Raw genomic sequence first — 18,970 nt, forward strand, 5'->3', positions numbered from 1 at the left:
AACCTTGGGCTGGTGCGCGTTTGGAACGTGGACTACTCAAGGTAGAACCCCTGATCTTGCTCCGGCGTTCGCCGTGATGTGACCGATCTCGGGGGGATGGGAGAGGTTGTGCGGTTGCTCGGCCCTTGGTCGGATTCGGTGGATGTCGCCACGCATGGGGGTGGAAAGGCGCGAGGGTTGTACGCGCTGGGGGAGATGGGGGTGCGGGTGCCGGAGTGGGTGGCACTCGGGACGGAGGTGTTCGACGGGTTCGCGACCGCGGCGGGCCTGACCGGGGAGTTGGCGGGGTTCGCGGCGGTCGGGGAGGTCGAGGCCGCGGTGGCGCGGGCCGCTGAGCTGCGCGAAGCGCTGGCGGCCGGGGACGTGCCCGCGGCTGCGGCGGCGGTGATCGGTGAGGCGTGGGAGCGGGTCGGGCCGGGACCGATCGCGGTGCGGTCGTCCATGTCTGCGGAGGACGGCGCGCAGCATTCGTTCGCCGGGCAGTTCGACAGTCACCTGAACGTGTACGGCCTCGAGGCCGTGACCGCGCGGGTTCGGGACTGCTGGGTGTCGGCGTACTCCGAGCGTGCGGTGCGATATGCGTTCGCGCACGGGCTGTCTCGCGGCTACGCGCCCGCGGTGGTGTTACAGCGATTGATCGCCGCGCGATCCAGTGGCGTGGTGTTCACACGGAATCCGATGACCGGCGCGGACGACGAGCTGGTGATCAGCGCCGTCTACGGGCTCGGGGAGGGTCTGGTCTCCGGCGCGGTCGACGCCGACTCGATGATCCTCGACCGGGACACCGGCGCACTGCTCGATATCACGCTGGGGGACAAGGATATTCGTTTCGACCCTCTCGACGGGCAGGGCTGCGCGACCGTCGAGGTCGAGGCCGACCGGCGCGGAGCCCGAGTGCTGAGCGACGCCGAGACCGCGGAGCTGGCCGAGGTCGCTCGCAAGGTCGAGATGTCCTGCGGTGCACCGCAGGACATCGAATGGGCGATCGACGACACCGGCGTGTGGCTGTTGCAGACCCGGCCGATCACCGCGACCGCGTCGACGCTGTCCGCGCGCGAGGTCGAACTGCGCGGCGCGGGCGAACAGGTTGCTCCCGGTGCGACGCGAATCTGGGACAACTCCAACATCATCGAGAGCTTCAGCGGCGTCACCTCACCGCTGACCTACACCACCGCCGCCGACATCTACGGCCGCGTGTACCGCGGCTACGCGGCCTCGCTGGGTGTGCCGCCCGCGCAGCTGCGGCAGACCGATGCCTGGACTCCCGTGCTGCTGGGTAGCTTCCACGGCCGCGTCTACTACAACCTGCTGCACTGGTATCGCATGGTCGGCATCGCGCCCGGCTACCCGCTCAACCGCCGGGTGCTCGAGGCCGCCCTCGGCGTGGCCGAACCGCTGGCCACCGATATCGCGAAGACGCTGCGCCCCTTCGAATTCGACAGCGCCGCGGCCCGCCTGCGCTCGCGGGCACTGACCACGGTGATCTACGCGCGCCGCCTGTTCGGCATCGACGATCTGGTCGAACGGTTCATGACCGACTTCTACCGCGTCTACGACGAATACGACGCCGTCGACTACACCACACTGACCGGTGAGCAGGCCTACCGCTCCTATCGCACGGTCGAGGGCGACCTGGTGCGGCGGTGGGGTCCGCTCATGGTCCTCGACGCCATCCTGCTCACCTGCACGGGCCTGATGTTCCTGCTCACCAGGCTGTTGCTGCCCAAGGCGCCGGAATGGTTCCTCTACGCCGTGGTCGGCCCCGGCGCGGATGTCGAATCCGCCGAACCGGCCCGCGCCATGACCGAGCTCGCCCGCGTCGTGCGCGCCGATCCGGAACTGAACGCGATCATCAATTCGACCGCGCCGGAACGGATTCACGAAGCCCTGCGGGCCGCCGGGCGCATCGAGTTCCTCGCCGCCCTCGACGACTATCTGGACCGCTACGGCTACCGCAGCCTCGACGAGCTGAAACTGGAGACCCCGGATCTGCGCGAGAATCCGGCCAGCCTGTTCGTCATGCTGCGCAGCGCGGTCGGCCGCGTCGGCGACACCGTGACCGCCGGCCGCACCGGTGAGGCCGACGCCTATCTGGACGAGCACCTCGGCCACGGCGTCCGCCGGCGCATCTACGAACGCCTGCGCGCCAAGGTCTCCCGCTGCGCCGCCCATCGTGAGCGGCTGCGCTTCTGCCGCACCCGCGCCTTCGGCATGGTCAAGCGCATGATCCGGGTCATGGGCCGCGATCTGGCGGCAAGGGGCGTCCTCGACGAGTTCGAGGACGTGTTCCAGCTGACCGTGGAGGAACTGCGCGGCTGCTACGAGGGCGCGGACACCGGCCGCCTGCGTGAGGTCGTGACGGTGCGGAAGTCGCTGCGCGCCAGGTATTCCGCGCTGGTCGCCCCGGCTCGCTTCCGCACGGTCGGCCCGCGGCTGGGCAATGCCGAACTCGCGGCGCAGGGCTGGGCGCCCATCACCGCGACCGACGCGGCCACCCCCGGCACGGTGCTCACCGGCACCCCGTCCGCGGCGGGCATCGTCGAGGGCGCGGCGGTCATCGTGGACGAACCCCGCGACGTGGCGGGCGGCATCCTCATCGCCTACCGCACCGATCCGGGCTGGGTGGCGGCCCTTCCGTCGGCGTCGGCGCTGGTCATCGAACGCGGCAGCCCGCTCACCCACGTCGCCATCGTGGCGCGCGAACTGGGCGTGCCGACCGTGGTCCAGCTGCCCGGCATCACCCGCCAACTGCGCAACGGCATGCGTATTCGAGTCGATGGGGCCGCCGGCACCGTCACCGTGCTTCCCGAAGGAGACCAGTGATCGACCAGGTGAACGACGAATCGACGGTGCGCCGATGGCTGCTCGAGCCCTCGGCGAGCACCGGGCTGTACCTGGCCGACGAGGCCGACGGATGGGAGTACCGCAGCTACCGGGACCTGGCCGGCCAGGTATGGTCGATCGCGGACCTGCTGCGCGCCCATGGACTCGGCGGCGGCGAGGGCGCCTGCGTCATCATGCCGACCGGATTCCCCTGTGTGGCGGCCTTTTACGCGGTGTGGGCGTGCGGCGGGGTGTTCACTCCGGTCGCGCCGCCCATGTTCGGTGACCTGGAGCAGATCATCGCGCACATCGCGGGCATCGTGGAACAGGCCGCCCCCCGGTTGGTGGTGACCTCGCCGGAGTTCGAGACCTTCGTGCGCAGCGCCTGCCTCGCGGCGGGCCGCACCGACGAACCGGTGGTCGTCAATGCCGCGACACTGCCTGCCGCACCCGCGACGCGTGAGCTCGCCGGCGCCTCGGAAGTGGCTTTGCTCCAGTTCACCTCGGGTTCCTCGGGCGCGCCGCGTGGTGTGCGGGTCAGCTGGCACAACCTGGCCAACAACATCGCCATGATCACCCGGCTCATCGACTGGCGGCCGGGCGAATCCATGGTGTCCTGGCTGCCGCTCTACCACGACATGGGCCTCGTCGGCGCGTTCCTGCAGGGCGTCACCAACCAGGCCGACCTGTACCTCATGCGCCCCGACCAGTTCGTGCGCGACCCGCTGCGCTGGCTGCGCGCCATGACCCATGCCCAGCACGCGCCGTCACCGTCGTTCGCGCTCGGCTATGTGGCGCACCGGGTCCGGCCCGAGGAGATCGCCGCCCTGGACCTGTCGGGCTGGCGGACCCTGGCGATCGGCTCCGAGCCGGTCGAGGTGGCCGATCTGCAGGCCTTCGCGGACCTGGCGGGCCCGCAGGGCTTTTCGATGGGCGCGTTCACCCTCGCCTACGGGTTGGCCGAGGCGACGCTCATGGTGACCTCCTCGCCCACCCGGCGGCCCATCACCGCGCTGCGGCTCGACAACCCGAATCTGCGCTTCGGCGAACCGGTTCCGGTGCTCGAGGAGGCGATCCTCGACGACACCCACCGGGTGACCGGCGCGGGCTGGATCACCGGGCTCGGCTTCTCCACCCCCGAATCCACGGTGACCGTGGTCGACGACGAGGGCCGGGAACTGCCCGACGGCGTCCTCGGCGAAATGGTGGTGACCGGAGACTCGGTGGCGCTCGGCTACTCCGGGGAGACGAACGCAGCCGCCGCAACCCGCCTCGAGAACGGCCGCCTCTACTCGGGCGATGCCGGATTCCGCTATCACGGTGAGGTTTTCGTCCTCGGCCGGATGGGCACCAGCATCAAGGTGCGCGGCCGCTCGGTGTTCATGGAGGACATCGAATCCCGGGTCGCCCAGGAAACCGGGCTCACCAAGGGCAAACTCGCCGCCGTCGGCCTCGTGGAGGCCGGACTCCAGGGCGTCGCCCTCTTCGCCGAAACCGCGCCCGGCGAGTGGATTCCCCAGGCCCGCGCCCTCATCCGCGGCCACCTCGGACCCGCCCAGACCGTCCACATCGTCACCGGCCCCCGTGGCCTCATCCGCCGCACGTCCAGCGGCAAACCCCGCCGCCGCCACATGTGGCAGCTCCTGCGGGACGGGGCACTGGAGGGCGCGGTGCTGCACGCGGCCGACACGCCTGCGGGGCAGCCGAATTCGCTCCAGCCGGACAGTGCCGCGGGTGAGTCCCGACCGGCCACGCCACAGCCGGACGGCGCTGGTCGTTCCGCGGACATGGCGCCGTCGGAACCGGTTGCGCACCAACCCGCGATGCCGCTGGATCGACTGCGACAGCTGCTGGACGGCGCTCTGCAGTCGGTGGTCGTTCCCGAGGACGCGGCAGTCCTGTTCGAGGGGTCGCTGGCCGAGGGCTTCGGCAATGCGGGCTCCGATATCGATTTCCTTGCGGTGGTGCCCGGTTCGGACGAACTGCCCACCCTCCCCACGGTCCTGTTCCTGGACGGCCGCCGTGTCGAGGTCCGTACGCGCTCGGTGGCCCAACTGCGGCGACAGCTCGAGCGGGCCGCGACCGACCCGGACGAGGACGGCCTCAACCGCTGCCAGCGTTTCCTGCGCGCCACGGTCGTCCGCCCCGGCGCCGTGGACCTGGACGAGCTGCGCGGGATTCTCGGCCACGACGGGTTGACCACCCTCGTCGCCGACTGGTGGACCGAACGGGCCCGGCACGCCCTGCGATTCGCAATCGCGCTGCGCGCCTTCGGATCCCACGCCGAGGCGGAGGCGTGGGCGGAAGACGGCCTCCTGCAAGCCATGAAGGCATGGCTCGGCCGCCGCGGCGAAACCTACCTCGAAACCAAATGGCTGCCACAACAACTCGACCGGACCGGGCCGGATCCGCTGATCGACCGCTACCGACTGCTGAACGACCTGGCCGATAGCGCCGCCCGCTGGACCGCCCGGCTCGCGCTGGCCGCGGATCTCGGTGTCGACGGCGTCGCGGACGACCCGAACGACGTGATCTTCACGCGCCGGCCGGCCGTCACCACCTGGCCGCTGGCCGGGCGGCTGCACGTGCTGCGTTCCGAGAGCGAGGTTTTCGTGCTCTCCGAGGCGGGGGCGCAGGCGTGGCGTTCGGTGGTGTTCCGGCAGTCGATCCGGGATGTGATGGCGCGGGCGCCACGCGATATCGGGGCGGAGTTGGCGGAATTCGTGCGGCTGGGATTCGTCGGATTGCAGTGGCGAGGTGGGCAGGTGCTGGAACCGGCCCTGGCCATGTGCAAGCCGGTCGCGGCGTATACACCGGTGGCCGTGGACGCCGCGCCTGCGCTGGGGCTCACCGGGGCGGCGCGCGGGGATGCGATCGCGACGCTGTCGGCGCTGCCGGCAAAACGGTTCATCGGGGCCGGACTGAATCTCGTGTGGTCCAACGTGGTGCTGGAGAACGCGCGCGAGGACCTGGTCGGGGCGGTCAAGGACGCGCAGGGGGACGTCGCCGACATCGCCGCGCACCGGCTGATCGCCATGAGCGTGCGAGTGCTGCTGAGCGCGGTCGGCATCCATCCGCTGCCCGCCGACGTGGACGCGGTCGGTACCGTGCGGCGGCTGCTGCCCGCCCACATCCCGGAGCGGAAAGCGCTGATCGCGGCGCTGGAATCGGCTACGGCGGTGCGGTTCTCGCGGACGCTGCGAAACGGCGGCGATGCGCTGAGCGATCTTGCCCGTGTCGACGGCGTCGTCACGGCGGTGCGCCGCCTGGCCGCGGATGCCGGTGCGGGCCGGGAATTCCCGGCCTCCTTCGATTCCCGTGAGCAGTGGCAGCGCACCCTCACCCTCGGCTACGACTGGCTGCGCCTGGCCGGCTATCTCGACGCCGACCTGCCCCTGGACGAGGCCCGCGATCTGCTGGCCAGCGGCGGCCAGCAGCCCCATCTGCGAGAAAGCGAGCAGTCATGACCCCAGAAGCCACTGTCACCGAACGCGTCCGGCACATCATCGCCACCATGGCGCCGCGACCCCCGGCCGACCTCGGCGCGCTGGAAGCCGGCGGCGAGCTGCGCCTGATCGAGGACCTCGGTTTCGACTCGCTGCGGCTCATGGAACTCACCGTCGTGCTCGAACAGAGCTTCGCGCTGCCGCGCTACCGGCCCGAACAGCTGATGGGCGTGCTGCGGGTGGACCAGGTCACGGATCTGGTCACCCGCACCCTGGAGGTGAGCGCGTGAACGAACGCATCACCGTCCTGCTCACCGGCGCCAGCGGACTGGTCGGTTCCGAGGTGGCCGCCCGGCTGACCGCGTCCGGCCGCCCGGTCGCGGCCGTCCTGCACCGCAATTCGGACATCCGACGCAATGACGGCAGCACCTATGAGCCGGATCTGCGAATCACCGGCGACATCCGGCAGCCGGGCTTCGGTCTGGACCTCACGACGGCCGCCGATCTCGCCGAACGGGTCGGCCTGATCGTGCACTGTGCCGCCACCACCGCCTTCGACGCCACCCCCGACGCCTACGACGAACTCAACGTGCGGGGCGCGGAGCATGCCGTCGGAATGGCCCTCGCCTGGGATGTCCCGCTGCTGCACGTGAGCACCGCCTACGTGTGCGGCCTGCGGCACGGCGTCATCGGCGAGGACGAATTGGACGCCGGCCAGTCCTTCGGAAACGGCTACGAGCAGAGCAAATTGCGCGCCGAACAGGTGGTCCGGGCGGCCGGGGAGCACGGCCTGCGGTGGGCGGTGGTGCGGCCCGGCATCGTCACCGGCGCGCTCACCGACGGCGTGATCCGCGAATACAAGAACCTGTACACCGTGGTGAAACTCATGGTCGAGGGCAAGCTGCGCACCCTGCCCGGCCGCTACGACGCCACCCTCGCCCTGGCCCCGGTCGACCATGTCGCCGACGTGATCGCCGCCGCGGCCGCCGATTTCGACAGCGTCGCCGGCGCCACCCTGCACGCGGTGGGCCGCGACACGCTGTCGCTGCGCGAGGTCTCCGACGTCCTGGCCGAGTATCCGTCCTTCGAGGTCGCGACCTTCGTCCCGGAATCCTCCTTCCGCACCGAGGATCTCGACCCCATCGAGCGCGAGTACTATCTGCGCATCGGCGCGCTCTACACCAGCTACTTCCAGCGCCGGCTGAGCTTCGACACCAGTACCGCGGACCGCCTGCTGGACCGGCTCCCGCCGCGCACCGGCAAGGACTACCTGCGGTCGCTGCTGGACCACTGCCTGGAGACCGGCTACCTGGGCGCGCCGCTGCCGTCCATCGCGGAAACATTGGCGCGCACCGGAATCGGCGCACCTGCCGCGGGAGCGGGGGCCCGGCCGTGACCGACGACGCCCTGCGCACCCTGCTCACCGACGCCACCCCGTCGAAGGAGAAGGTCGACGCCTACCTCGCCGACACCTACGTGCTCGAAACCGTCGAGCAGGCGCGGCGGCTCGGCATCGACACCGCCGCCTTCGCCCGCGAGCACTCGCTGCTGCTGCTGAAACCGGACGCCATCGTGGCGCGCGCCGTGGAAACGACCCTGATGTGGCTGGCGGACAACGACTTTCAGGTGGTGGATGCCCGGCGCGTGGTGGTGGACCGGCACGTGGCCCGCGCCCTGTGGTACTTCGCCTGGAACATCGCCTCCCCGGAACGACGGCGGCTGGCCGATCTGCTGGTCGGGATCTCCGATGTGCTGGTGCTCGTCGTCCGCGGCGCGGTCGCCGACCTGCCCACATCGGTGCGCCTGACCGCCGCGAAGGGCGCGACCGATCCCCGCAAACGGCAGCCCGGCGAACTGCGCTACCTGCTCGGCCGCCACAACTACCTGCTCAATCTCGTCCATTCCCCCGACGATCCCGCCGATGTCCTGCGCGAACTCGCCATCTACTTCGACGAGAAGACCCGCGCCGAGGTGTTCGCCCGCGCGCTCGAGGCGCGCGACCGCACCGAGACGGCCGCCGGACTGGCCCGCGACCTCTACGAGGTGGCTCCGGCCCGCAGCTTCGAACGCGCCGACGCCATCGCGCGGCTGTGTGCCGAACTGGGTTCCGCCGCAATGAAATCCCTGGACGACCGGATCGCCGCCATCGAACCCGGCTCGCCGGCCGCCCAGGCCGCGCTGCTGGAGGTGGCGTGGTCCGGTGGCCGCGAGCTCGACCCCTGGTCGCTCATCGTGCTGGGTTCCTACGTCCTACCCATGCGCGCCGGGACCGGGTCGCAGACCCTGCGCCCCGTCAGCGCGACCGATTGGCTGGAGGCCAGACCGTGACGACGACACAGCCACCCAGAACCGCCCACCCCCTCACCCGGGCGGCCGCCGTGCGCGCCACCCACGTGCGCACCATCCCGCGTGCCCTCGCGCACCGGCACGCGGTCGCGGAGGTCTTCGTGACCTCACTGGAGGCCGAGACTTCGGGCACCTTCGTGGCCGGGGCCCAATTGCCGCGCATGCACGGCCATTACGGCGATCACGCCGGTGCGCTGGGCCTGCACCACGACCTGATCGCGGTCATGGAGGCCGCCCGGCAGGCCTCCATCGCGGTGACCCACGAATTCTTCGGCGTCCCGACGAACCGGGCCTTCCTGGTGCGCACCTTCAACGGCACCGGCATCGACGGCGCCGGCTGGGAGATCGGTTCCGCACCCGCCGATCTGGAACTGCGGGTGCGGGCGCTGCGTGAACACCATCGGGGTGAGCGGCTGGAGGGCCTCGACCTCGTCCTCGACATCAGCTGCCGGGGAGTTCCGATGGGTACCGTGGACGGCTCCTTCTCCTGGGTGGACCCCCGGCAGTGGGCCGCCATCCGCGCCGGCTACCGCAAACATCTGGGCCTGGGGCCCTTCGAGATTCCCGCCTCGCCCGGCACGCGGGCGGACGCGGCGCTGGTCGGCCGGGAGAACCCGCGCAATGTGGTGATCGGCCCGCCGGAATCCACCCCCGGCCGATCCCGGGCCGCGCTGGTCGCCGACACCACCCACCCGATCCTGTTCGACCATCAGCTCGACCACGTGCCCGGCAACCTGCTCATCGAGGCCTGCCGGCAGACCGCGCTCACCACCATGGGAACGCGGCCGCGCCGATTGATCGGCGTGACAAGCGCTTTCGATCAATTCGTGGAGCTCGACCTGCCCGCCGTGTGCGTGGCCGAACGCACCGGCTCCGGGGTGGACGCCACCGTGGTGCACTGCGAGATCCGGCAGGCTGGTACCGTCGCGGCGCGCATCGACCTCGAATTCGCGGGAGACCTGGCCCTGGCGGAGGACGGCGACTGATGGACACCGAACTGCTGACCGGCACCCGCGCGGCCCGCAAACGCCTGGACCTGCACCGGCCCGTCGACGACCGGGACCTGCGGGAGTGTCTGGACATCGCGGTGCACGCACCCAGCGGCTCGAACCGGCAGCCCTGGCGGTTCGTGGTGGTGCGCGACCCCGAACTCAGAGCCCGGATCGGCGACTACTACCGGAAAGGGTTCGACGCCAACCTCTCCGGCCGCACACCCCGGCCCGATCAACTGGCCGATCTGTCCTCAGGGCAGTACCTGGCCGACCATCTGGGCGAGGTGCCCGCGCTGATCCTGGTGTGCACGCTGGGGCGGCCGCCCGCCGAATCCTCGTCACTGCGACTGGCCGGCTTCTACGGGTCGATCTATCCGGCGGTGTGGAATCTCCAGCTGGCCTTGCGCGCCCGCGGACTCGGGTCGACGCTGACCACCGCGCATCTGGCCTACGAACGCGAGGTCGCCGAACTACTGGGCATTCCGTTCGAGGAGGTCACCCAGGTGGCGATGCTGCCGGTCGCGCACCTGCTGCCGGGCGGCGGCAAGCCGGTGCGGCGCACGCCCGCCGCGGAACTGACCGGATGGGACGGCTGGCAGATCGGGGAGGCGCAGTGACCGATCTCGCCGAAATCCCGGTCAGCTCCGGCTTTCTCGCCTCGGTGGGCCGCATCGCGCGATTCACCAGGGTGATGTACAAGCCGCACTATCTGCTGTACGGCATCCTCTGGGTGCTGGCCCTCGAGGGCACGGCGGCACTGCTGACGAAGCCGGATGTCGCCTGGCATCCGGCCGGCGCGACCGCCGCCCGGATCGGCATCGTCGCCATCGTGCTGCTGTACCTGCGCATGGTCGACGAACAGAAGGACCTCGAGTACGACCGCGTGCACAATCCGGACCGGCCGCTGGTCACCGGAGCGGTGAGCGCGCTCGAATTGCGCGGTGCCATGGGGGTGATCGCGGTCGTCTCGATCGCGGGCAGCCTGGTCCTGTCGGTGCGATCGGCGGTGGCCATCGCGGCGGTGCTCGCCTACGGGCTGATCCTGTGGGCGCTGGAACAGCTCTCGGACACGGTGCGCACCAGCATCCTGCTCAACCTGGTGGTCACCTATCCGGTGCAGCTGCTGGTGACCGCGTATGTCGTGCTCTCGGCCATCGACACCGGCGACGCGGCGGCCCACGGGCGGGTCGCGGTCGTGGCCGTCGTGTTCGCCGGGGCTTTCCTGCAATTCGAATTCGCCCGCAAGACCTCACGGATCGCGCGGCCGGGGGAGATGTACTACTCGAACGCGCTGGGCGCGAGAGGGAGTGCCGCGGCGTCGGTACTGTGCGCGCTGGCCGCGGCGGCGGGTGAGATCGCCGTCGCGGAGCCGTGGGAGTGGCACGGCGCGGCGGTCGTGGTCGGCTGGATTCCCTTGACGCTCACGTTGATCCCGGTGATCGGGGCATGGCGGTTCGTGCGGTCGGAGGACGACGAGTACCCGGTGCTGCCCGCGGTCCTGTTCATCCTGACCCTGTACCTGACGCTCATCGCACAGGCGGCGGTGGTCACCCGCGGCTGACCGGCTCAGCGGTAGGCCAGGCGTCGGTAAGAGGTGGCGGCGCAGCCGAACCCGACCGCCGCGATGGCCAGGCACCACAGCACCGCCGCCGGCGCCCGATCGGCGGGGGCGCCGTCCAGCAGCGCGCGCACGGTGTCGACCACCGGGGTCGCGGGCTGCCGGTCGGCGATCCCGCGCAGCCAGCCCGGCATGGTGTGGGTCGGCACGAACGCGGAGCTGACGTACGGAATGAACGTGATGGCGTAGGTGAGCCCGCCCGCCGCCTCGGGATTGTTCGCCGCCATGCCCATCGCCACCGCGACGGCCGAGATCGCGACCACGAACAGGGCGATCAGCGCGGCCGCGCCCAGCCAGCCCAGTGGCCCCGAACCCGGGCGATAGCCCAGTGCCACCGCGACACCCACCGCGATGGCGATGGCCGCCATGGTGCGCGCGACCCCCTCGGTCAGATGTCCCGCCGACAGCGCCTGCCGGAACATGGGCAGCGTCCGGAACCGGTCCATGCTGCCCCGCGTCATGTCGGTGCATACGCTGGTCGCGGTGATGGACGCGCCGAAACCCGTGCACAGCAGCATGATTCCCGGCACCACATAGTTCAGGTACGAGCCGCCGACCTCGATCGCGCCGCCGAAGACGTAGGTGAACAGCAGCATCATCAGAATCGGCATGGTCAGCGAGATGACGAGGGTGTCGGTGCTGCGCAGGGTGCGGCGGGCGCAGCGCCGGAACATGACCAGGGTGTCGGGCACCAAATAGCGTGCCGCCGAGAACGCGGGAGCGGTCACCGGGCGGCGGCCTCGATCAGATCCGCGGTGTGCTCCGCCACGCCGGTGGTCCGCAGTGTGGCCGCGAAATCCGCGACCCGCTGCCGGGTGCGCGCGTTGAGCAGCGGCGCCAGCGCGGACTCCAACCGGTCTGCGGTCATGGCCGTGAACGGAAGATGCGCTCCCACACCGAGTTTCTCCACCTGTCCGCCCCACATGGGCTGCTCGAACGACACCGAGCACACCACCGTCGGCAGGCCGGCGCGCAGGCTCTCGAACAGGGTGCCGATGCCGCCGTGGTGCACGGCCGCCGCGCAATACGGGAAGATCAGGTCGAAGGCGAAGTTGCCGACCAGTTTGATGCGATCGTCCGTCACCGTGTTCGCCACATCCAGATCGCTCCACCCCGCGTGCACCAGGGCTCGTACCCCCAGCCGCGTGCACACCCGCTCCACCATGGCGAACACACTGGCGGCGTCGCGAATCGGCATGCTGCCGAACCCGAAGAACACCGGTGGCTCGCCCGCCTCGACCCAGGACAGAATGTCGTCATGGCTGCCCGACAGCTCGCCCACCGCTGCCCGCGTGGCCTGATCCAGCGTCAGGAAGCCGGTGAAGGGACGACGGCCGTCCCACTGCTCCGGCAGGCCCGGCACCAGGGCGGGGTCGTAGATCTGGATCTCGGGCACCCGCTCGCGTGCCAGCGCCGCGGCCGGGCTGGTGTACGACTTCGGCAGCCCCAGCACGGCACGCAGCTCGTTGAGATAGCGCAGGAACACCACCCGGCGCAGGTTCTCGGCCAGCAGCCAGGTCGCCCGATTCACCGCGGCGGGCGGATTCCATTGCGCGGGAAGCAGACCCGGGAACGGGTAGGCGCTGTTCATGCGCGCCGGGTAGTAGTGCAGGCTGACCAGCGGCACGTCCATGGCCTCCGCGATCGACGACGCCCGATCCTCGGTGACGGTGGTGGCCACGATCAGCTCGGCCTTGGCGCACACGTCGATGACCTCGCGGTTCATTCGCTCCGCGTACTCGGCCATCTGTTTGCCGACCAGCTGCATCAGCCGCAGCGTATTGCCGGCCGCCAGCGCGCGCTGGCCCTCGTCGGAACTGTAGAGCCGCTGCACGTCCGGCCCGCACGCCTGCGCGGGAAGACCTGCGGCGGTGACGAACTCGACCAGATTCGGCGGCGCGCCGATCAGCACCTCGTGGCCGCGGCGTCGCAGTTCGATGCCCAGGCCCACGATCGGGTGCACATCGCCCCGGGTTCCGGTCAGCGGTATCGCGATGCGCATGCGGCCTCTCTCGGTGCGGGGACGGGATTCCTCGACCCTGGGGTGCCCTGCGGCCCGCCGTCCAGACGCAGGAAATGTGGGCATTTCACGAAGCGGCGGCGCTGCGTAGGGTTGCGCTGATGCACATCGCCATGTTCGTGGACTACCATCCGGCCTCGCTCGGCGGGGTGCAGACAGCCGTCACCGGGCTGCGCCGCGGACTCGAACGGGCCGGGCACCGGGTCACCGTGTTCGCCGTGCCCGATCCCGCGGCCGCCCCCGATCCGGATGTCGTTGCGCTGCACCCGCTGTCGGTTCCGGCCGTCAACGGATTCGAGGTCGTCGCGCCGACCCGGCGCAATGCGGCGCTCATCGACGCCGAGTTCGCCGCCCGCGGGCCTGTCGACATCGTGCACACCCAGAGCACCTACGGCGTCGCCATCGCCGGGATGAGAGCCGCACGGCGACACCGGATTCCGCTCGTGCACACCGCGCAGAGCCGCGACGACGCCTTCATCGAGCACACCTCGCCGGCGCCCTATGCCACCGCGCTGGCACTGCGGCTGCTGCATGGACGCTATGTGCCGCACGAGCATCACATGCCGCACCGGGCCGGGGAATCGGCCGCCGCCCGGCACGCCTGGTGGACGATCAGCGGGCAGGCGCAGGCCGCCGACCGGGTGATCGCGCCGACCCGGCACTTCGCCGATCTGTTGCTCGCGCACGGGCTCACCCGGCCGATCACCGTGGTGTCCAACGGCGTCGACGACACACTGCTCAACGAGCGCACCCCGGTGCCACGCGATGGGGACGGACCGCTGCGGTTGGTGTGGTGCGGGCGGCTGTCGGGGGAGAAGCGGCTGCTCGAATCCATCGAGGCGGTGCGGCGCACCGACAACTGCGTCCTCGACATCTACGGCGACGGCGACCTGCGCGGCGCGGCCGTCGGGCGCATCGTGGAACGGCGGCTCGGGGAGCGAATCCGGCTGCACGGCAGGGTGAGTCAGGCCGCCTGCCTCGACGCCATGGCCGCGGCCGACGCACTGCTGTTCCCCTCCAACGGATTCGACACCCAGGGCATGGCGCTCCTGGAAGCCACCGCCGTCGGGCTGCCGGTGGTGTACTGCGATCCCGAACTCGCCGAATCGGTGCCCGCGGGCATCCGATCCGCGAACCCGTCCGTCGAGGCACTCGCCGAGACGCTGGCCAAACTGGCGGCCGACCGCACGGTGCTCGACGGACTGCGTGCGCGACTGGCCGATGAGGCCGACACCGTGCGCCAATCGCGCCAGATCGCACGGGTATTGGCGGTCTACCGGGACGCCGCCGCCGGATCGGCCGCCGCGCCGCCGCAGGCCATGCCCCGCACCCTGGCGGACATTCCGACCGCACCGGGCCGGGTGCCGGTGCTCGGGCACAGCCTGCGCGCGCTCACCGACGCGCCCGGCTTCGTCACCTCGCTGCCCGCGCTCGGGCCGATCGTGCGCGTGCACTTCGGACGCCAGACCGGGTACGTGCTCACCACCCCGGAACTGCTGCGCCAAGTCAATCTCGGCGATGCCGAATTCGAGCGGGAAGACCTGCGCGAAGCCATCGCCGATATCGCGGGCGGGGCGGTGAACGTGCTGCGCGGGCCCGAACACCGGCTGCGCCGCCGCATGATCTCGCCCGCCCTGCGACAGAGCCGGCTCGCCGAGTACGCCGAAGCCGCCGCCGACATCGCCAATGCCTGGGCCGCGGCACTGCCGGTCGATCAGCGGGTGAACCTGATGGACGAGGCGCACGGGCTGGTTCTCGACACCGTCTCCGCGACCCTGTTCACCGCCGATTTCGGCGACAGCGCGCGACGCGAGATCCGTGACAACGTGCCATGGCTGCTCAGCCAGGTCATCGTGCGCACCGCGCTGCCGCCCCAGCTGCGCAGGCTGCGGGTCATCGCGAACTACCGGTGGCGCAGCAAGTCCCGGCACCTGCGCGCCGCCGTCGGCGCGGTCGTGAGCGAATACCGCAGGCGCGACCAGGATTTCAACGACGTGGTGTCGGCGCTCATCCGCCACACCGACAGCGAGACCGGGGCCCGGCTGTCCGACGACCACATCATCGACGAGGCCATCCTGATGCTCGCCGGCGGTGTCGGATCCATGGCCTCGCTGACCGGATGGCTCTGGCACGAGGTCAGCCGGCGACCGGCCATCGCCGAACGGCTCTACACGGAACTGGACGCCGTGGTGGGAACCGGTGACGTGCGGCCCGAACACCTGGCCTCGATGCCCTACCTGAAACAGGTTGTTTCCGAGACCATTCGCTTCTGGGGACCCTGGATCAGCGCCGCCAACGCCGGCGCCGACCTGCCCATCGGGGACGTCACCATCCCGGCCGGTGCGGCGATCATGTTCAGCCCCTACATGGTTCAGCACGACCCGCGCTGGTTCAGCCACCCCGAATCCTTCGACCCGGATCGCTGGTCCGCCGCGAACGCCGCCGACACCGCCAAGAAGGCGATGATCTCCTTCGGCGTCGGCCGGCGCCGCTGCCTCGGCGACCACTTCGCGATGCTCGAGATCGCGCTCGCCTCCGCGGCCCTGCTGTCCCGCCGGCAGATCACCCCGGTGCCGGGACATCGGGTGCGGGCCTCCAACCGGGACTTCGTGCTCTCGCCCTCGGCGCTGCCGGTCGTCCTGCGGGCGCGCTGACCACGGACAGGTCCTACAGCAGGACCGGCAGCTCCTGCAGACCGTGCATGAGGGTGCTCGGATGCCAGGCGAGGGTCTCCGCCGTGGCGGACAGGCGCAGGTTCGGGAACCGGGACAGCAGGCCGGCGAAGGCGACCCGCGCTTCCAGGCGGGCCAGCGGGGCGCCGACACAGAAGTGGATGCCATGGCCGAAGGCCACGTGGCCGGTGGTGTCGCGGGTGGTGTCGAGGGCGTCGGGGGCCGGGTAGCGGTCGGGATCGCGGTTGGCCGCGGCCAGTGCGACGAACACGAGTTCCCCCTCGGGAATGTCCGTGCCCGCGATGGTGACCGGCTCGGCCGTGTGCCGGATGGTGCTCATGTTCACCGGACCGTCGAAGCGCAGGAACTCCTCCACCGCATCGGGAATCGCGTCGGGGTCCCGGCGCAGGGCCTCCCGCTGCGCCGGATCGCGGAGCAGCGCCAGGGTGCCGTTGGCGATCAGATTCACCGTGGTGTCATGCCCGGCCACCAGCAGCAGGAACGCCATGCCGACCTGCTCGGACTCGGTGAGCGCGTCACCGTCGTCGGCGGGCGCTGCCAACGCCGAGAGCAGGTCCGCGGCCGGCTCCTGCGCCTTCGCGCGCACCAGCCGCGTCAGGTAGTCCGCCATTTCCTCGGACGCTCGGGCGCGGTCTTCGTCCAGCCCGGCGACCGCCACCAGTGCCCGGGTCCAGTCCTGGAAGTCCGCGCGATCCTCGAGCGGCACGCCGAGCAGTTCGCAGATCACCGTGATCGGCAGCGGTTCGGCGAAGTCGCGCAGCAGATCTGCCTCGGCGCGGCCCTCCAGGGCGTCCAGCAGCGAAGCGGTGATCTCCTCGATGCGCGGGCCCAGCGCGGCCACCCGGCGCGGCGTGAAGGCTCGTGTCACCAGCTTCCGCAGCCGGGTGTGCGCGGGCGGATCGGTATTGAGCATATTGGTGAGCAGCGCCAGTGCGTTCGGATCCGACTGCGGCACAACGCGTTTGCGGCTCAGCAGCGCGTCGTTGACGGCGGCCGCCTTGCGCAGACGCGGATCGGACAGCGCGGCGCGGCCCGCCGCGTAGTCGAGGATGACCCAGCGGATGACGCCGTCCGGAAACCGGACGCGCCGCACGGGGCCGTGCTCGCGCCAGCGGCGGTAATGCGTATGCGGGTCGGTGAAGAACTCCGGGCCGATGGATTCGATCCGGTCCGGGGCTTCGATATCGGCCATGCCGAGACCTTAGCCGATGTAATGACTTGCAGTAAACGGCAATTCGTCGCCATGTAAAAGATTCTGTACATAATGTCGGGTTTTCTTTACACTGGCCGCATGCCCTACGAGGAGAAGCGGACCTGGATTCTGGGTGCCGCGGCCGCCGTCTCGTACCTGATCTATCTGATCGTCGTGCTGACGCGGGCCCGGCATGTCCCGGTGGTGGACGTCGCCTATGCCGCGCCGCTGCTGTGGGCGGTCGGCGGGTCCATCGTGTTCTCGATCGCGGCCAGTATCGCGGTGGCGATCGGGTCCCGGGATCGGGACCGCAGGGATCAGCGCGACCGCGAAATCGATATCCGTGGAACGCAGGTCGGCAACGCCTTCGTCGTGCTGGGCGCGGTCACCGCCCTGGTGCTGGCCCTGGCCGGCGGCGACCGGTTCTGGATCGCCAATGCGATCTATCTGGGTTTCACACTCTCCGCGGTGGTGGGCGCGGTCGCCAAACTCGTCGCCTACCGGCGGGGGACCTGGCCATGGTGAAACCGACCAGAGTCACCAACAACATTCGCGCACTGCGCTTCTCGCACGGTGAGATGACACAGGCCGAGCTGGCCGACCGGCTCGGGGTGACCCGGCAGACCGTCAACGCCATCGAACAGGGCAAGTACTCGCCATCGCTGGAGATGGCATTCCAGATCGCCCGGGTGTTCCGCGCACCACTGGACGAGATCTTCGAGTATCCGGAAGAAGACCAGCCATGAAGGCTATTGCGCAGGACGCGTACGGCACCGTCGACATGCTCTCCTACACCGACATCCCCACCCCCGGCACCGGACCCGACGGTGTGCTCGTCCGGGTGCGCGCCGCGGGCGTGGATCCCAGCGTCTGGCATTTCATGACCGGCGAACCGCGGCTCGCCCGGCTGGCGCTCGGACTGCGCGCACCCCGTGAACGGGTCCGCGGCTGGGACGTCGCCGGCGTTGTCGAGGCGGTCGGATCGCGGGTGACCGAATTCCGGCCCGGTGACGAGGTTTTCGGCACCGTCCCCGGCTCCTACGCCGAATTCGCCTGCGCCCCGGCCGCGAAACTCCAGCACAAACCCGTCAATCTCGGCTTCGAACAGGCAGCGGCACTACCGATCTCCGGCATGACCGCCCTCACCGGCCTGCGCGACGCGGGCCGCATCGAAGCCGGACAGCGGGTGCTGATCATCGGCGCGGCCGGTGGGGTCGGTCATCTCGCGGTCCAGCTCGCCAAGCACTACGGCGCCGAAGTCACCGGCGTGTGCTCGACCGGCGCCACCGCCTTCGTCGCCGACCTCGGTGCGGACCACGTCATCGACTACACCACCGAAAACATTACCGGCCGTTACGATCTCATCCTCGACATGGCCGGAAACCGCCCCCTTCCGCTGTTGCGCGCGCTGCTCACCGCCACCGGCACCCTGGTCCTCGGCGGCGGCGAGAACGGCGGCCGCTGGTTCGGCGGACTCGGCCGCTCCCTCCACGCACAGCTCCGCTCACCTTTCAGCCGCCACCGCATGCGCGCCCTGCTGTCCCTCCCCAAACCCGAATCCCTGCGCACTCTCGCCGAACTCGCCACCGCAGGAGCCCTCACACCCCGCATCGACCGCACCTACGCCCTCCCCGACGCCGCGGCCGCCATCACCCACCTCGCCGCCGGACACTCCATGGGCAAATCCGTGATCGTGGTCGGCTGACGCGGAAACCCGAGAACCCCTCCGCCGCAACGGGCGGAGGGGTTCTCGACACCGTGTTGCCTGCCGTTACAGCGGCATCGGGCCGGACGAGCCGGACGAGGCCCAGGACCAGCCCGCGTTGATGCGGGCCAGGAT

The 18,970-nt window shown here is 70.4% G+C and carries 15 protein-coding genes; 12 read left to right on the plus strand and 3 right to left on the minus strand.

Annotated features, from left to right (window positions below; translation table 11 throughout):
- The first annotated feature begins 96 nt into the window (after nt 1–96).
- From ON33_RS08570 to ON33_RS08605, 8 genes are read left to right on the plus strand one after another with little or no spacing between them, the layout of a single operon-like run.
- A complete protein-coding gene (locus tag ON33_RS08570; protein WP_083868742.1) occupies nt 97–2,823 on the plus strand; it encodes a phosphoenolpyruvate synthase in 2,727 nt (908 codons plus the stop codon).
- Entirely contained in the window at nt 2,820–6,290 is a 3,471-nt protein-coding gene (locus ON33_RS08575) for an AMP-binding protein (protein ID WP_040857222.1), read from the plus strand. Before ON33_RS08570 ends, ON33_RS08575 begins: the two co-directional genes overlap by 4 nt.
- Nucleotides 6,287–6,559 (plus strand): acyl carrier protein, encoded by a 273-nt coding sequence (locus tag ON33_RS08580; protein WP_040857224.1) that lies wholly within the window; start codon nt 6,287–6,289, stop codon nt 6,557–6,559. Before ON33_RS08575 ends, ON33_RS08580 begins: the two co-directional genes overlap by 4 nt.
- Nucleotides 6,556–7,665: an SDR family oxidoreductase gene (locus tag ON33_RS08585; RefSeq protein ID WP_040857225.1), complete on the plus strand. Its 1,110-nt coding sequence runs from the start codon at nt 6,556–6,558 to the stop codon at nt 7,663–7,665. Before ON33_RS08580 ends, ON33_RS08585 begins: the two co-directional genes overlap by 4 nt.
- Nucleotides 7,662–8,597, plus strand: a complete 936-nt coding sequence (locus tag ON33_RS08590) for a nucleoside-diphosphate kinase (RefSeq protein ID WP_040857227.1) — start codon at nt 7,662–7,664, stop codon at nt 8,595–8,597. Before ON33_RS08585 ends, ON33_RS08590 begins: the two co-directional genes overlap by 4 nt.
- Nucleotides 8,594–9,601 (plus strand): ScbA/BarX family gamma-butyrolactone biosynthesis protein, encoded by a 1,008-nt coding sequence (locus tag ON33_RS08595; RefSeq protein WP_245550401.1) that lies wholly within the window; start codon nt 8,594–8,596, stop codon nt 9,599–9,601. The genes ON33_RS08590 and ON33_RS08595 overlap by 4 nt, the downstream gene beginning before the upstream one ends.
- Nucleotides 9,601–10,224 carry a nitroreductase family protein gene (locus tag ON33_RS08600; protein ID WP_040857228.1) on the plus strand — a complete coding sequence of 208 codons (624 nt, stop codon included), beginning with the start codon at nt 9,601–9,603 and terminating at the stop codon, nt 10,222–10,224. The genes ON33_RS08595 and ON33_RS08600 overlap by 1 nt, the downstream gene beginning before the upstream one ends.
- Entirely contained in the window at nt 10,221–11,168 is a 948-nt protein-coding gene (locus ON33_RS08605; RefSeq protein ID WP_245550402.1) for a UbiA prenyltransferase family protein, read from the plus strand. The genes ON33_RS08600 and ON33_RS08605 overlap by 4 nt, the downstream gene beginning before the upstream one ends.
- A gap of 5 nt (nt 11,169–11,173) precedes the next feature.
- Here the strand turns inward: ON33_RS08605 and ON33_RS08610 are convergent, their stop codons facing one another.
- The gene (locus tag ON33_RS08610; RefSeq protein ID WP_245550403.1) at nt 11,174–11,953 is read right to left on the minus strand and encodes an ABC transporter permease; all 780 of its coding nucleotides are present in this window, start codon (nt 11,951–11,953) and stop codon (nt 11,174–11,176) included.
- The gene (locus ON33_RS08615; RefSeq protein WP_040857231.1) at nt 11,950–13,227 is read right to left on the minus strand and encodes a glycosyltransferase; all 1,278 of its coding nucleotides are present in this window, start codon (nt 13,225–13,227) and stop codon (nt 11,950–11,952) included. Before ON33_RS08615 ends, ON33_RS08610 begins: the two co-directional genes overlap by 4 nt.
- Before the next feature lie 119 nt (nt 13,228–13,346).
- On the opposite strand from ON33_RS08615, the gene ON33_RS39040 reads away from it, so the two are divergent.
- On the plus strand, nt 13,347–15,899 hold the full coding sequence (locus ON33_RS39040) for a cytochrome P450 (protein ID WP_040857232.1): 2,553 nt from the start codon (nt 13,347–13,349) through the stop codon (nt 15,897–15,899).
- Nucleotides 15,900–15,912: 13 nt separating this feature from the next.
- Here ON33_RS39040 and ON33_RS08625 read toward each other — a convergent pair whose 3' ends face one another.
- Nucleotides 15,913–17,130, minus strand: coding sequence for a cytochrome P450 family protein (locus tag ON33_RS08625; RefSeq protein WP_040857233.1), 1,218 nt, complete (start codon nt 17,128–17,130; stop codon nt 15,913–15,915).
- 99 nt (nt 17,131–17,229) lie between these two features.
- On the opposite strand from ON33_RS08625, the gene ON33_RS08630 reads away from it, so the two are divergent.
- The 3 genes from ON33_RS08630 to ON33_RS08640 are packed head-to-tail and all read left to right on the plus strand — an operon-like array spanning nt 17,230 to nt 18,835.
- Nucleotides 17,230–17,655, plus strand: a complete 426-nt coding sequence (locus ON33_RS08630) for a hypothetical protein (protein ID WP_085996699.1) — start codon at nt 17,230–17,232, stop codon at nt 17,653–17,655.
- Nucleotides 17,649–17,876, plus strand: coding sequence for a helix-turn-helix transcriptional regulator (locus ON33_RS08635; protein WP_040857236.1), 228 nt, complete (start codon nt 17,649–17,651; stop codon nt 17,874–17,876). Before ON33_RS08630 ends, ON33_RS08635 begins: the two co-directional genes overlap by 7 nt.
- Entirely contained in the window at nt 17,873–18,835 is a 963-nt protein-coding gene (locus ON33_RS08640; protein WP_040857238.1) for an NAD(P)-dependent alcohol dehydrogenase, read from the plus strand. The genes ON33_RS08635 and ON33_RS08640 overlap by 4 nt, the downstream gene beginning before the upstream one ends.
- Nucleotides 18,836–18,970: the final 135 nt, after the last annotated feature.

The sequence above is a fragment of the Nocardia niigatensis NBRC 100131 genome (assembly GCF_000308655.1).
GTDB lineage: Bacteria > Actinomycetota > Actinomycetes > Mycobacteriales > Mycobacteriaceae > Nocardia > Nocardia niigatensis.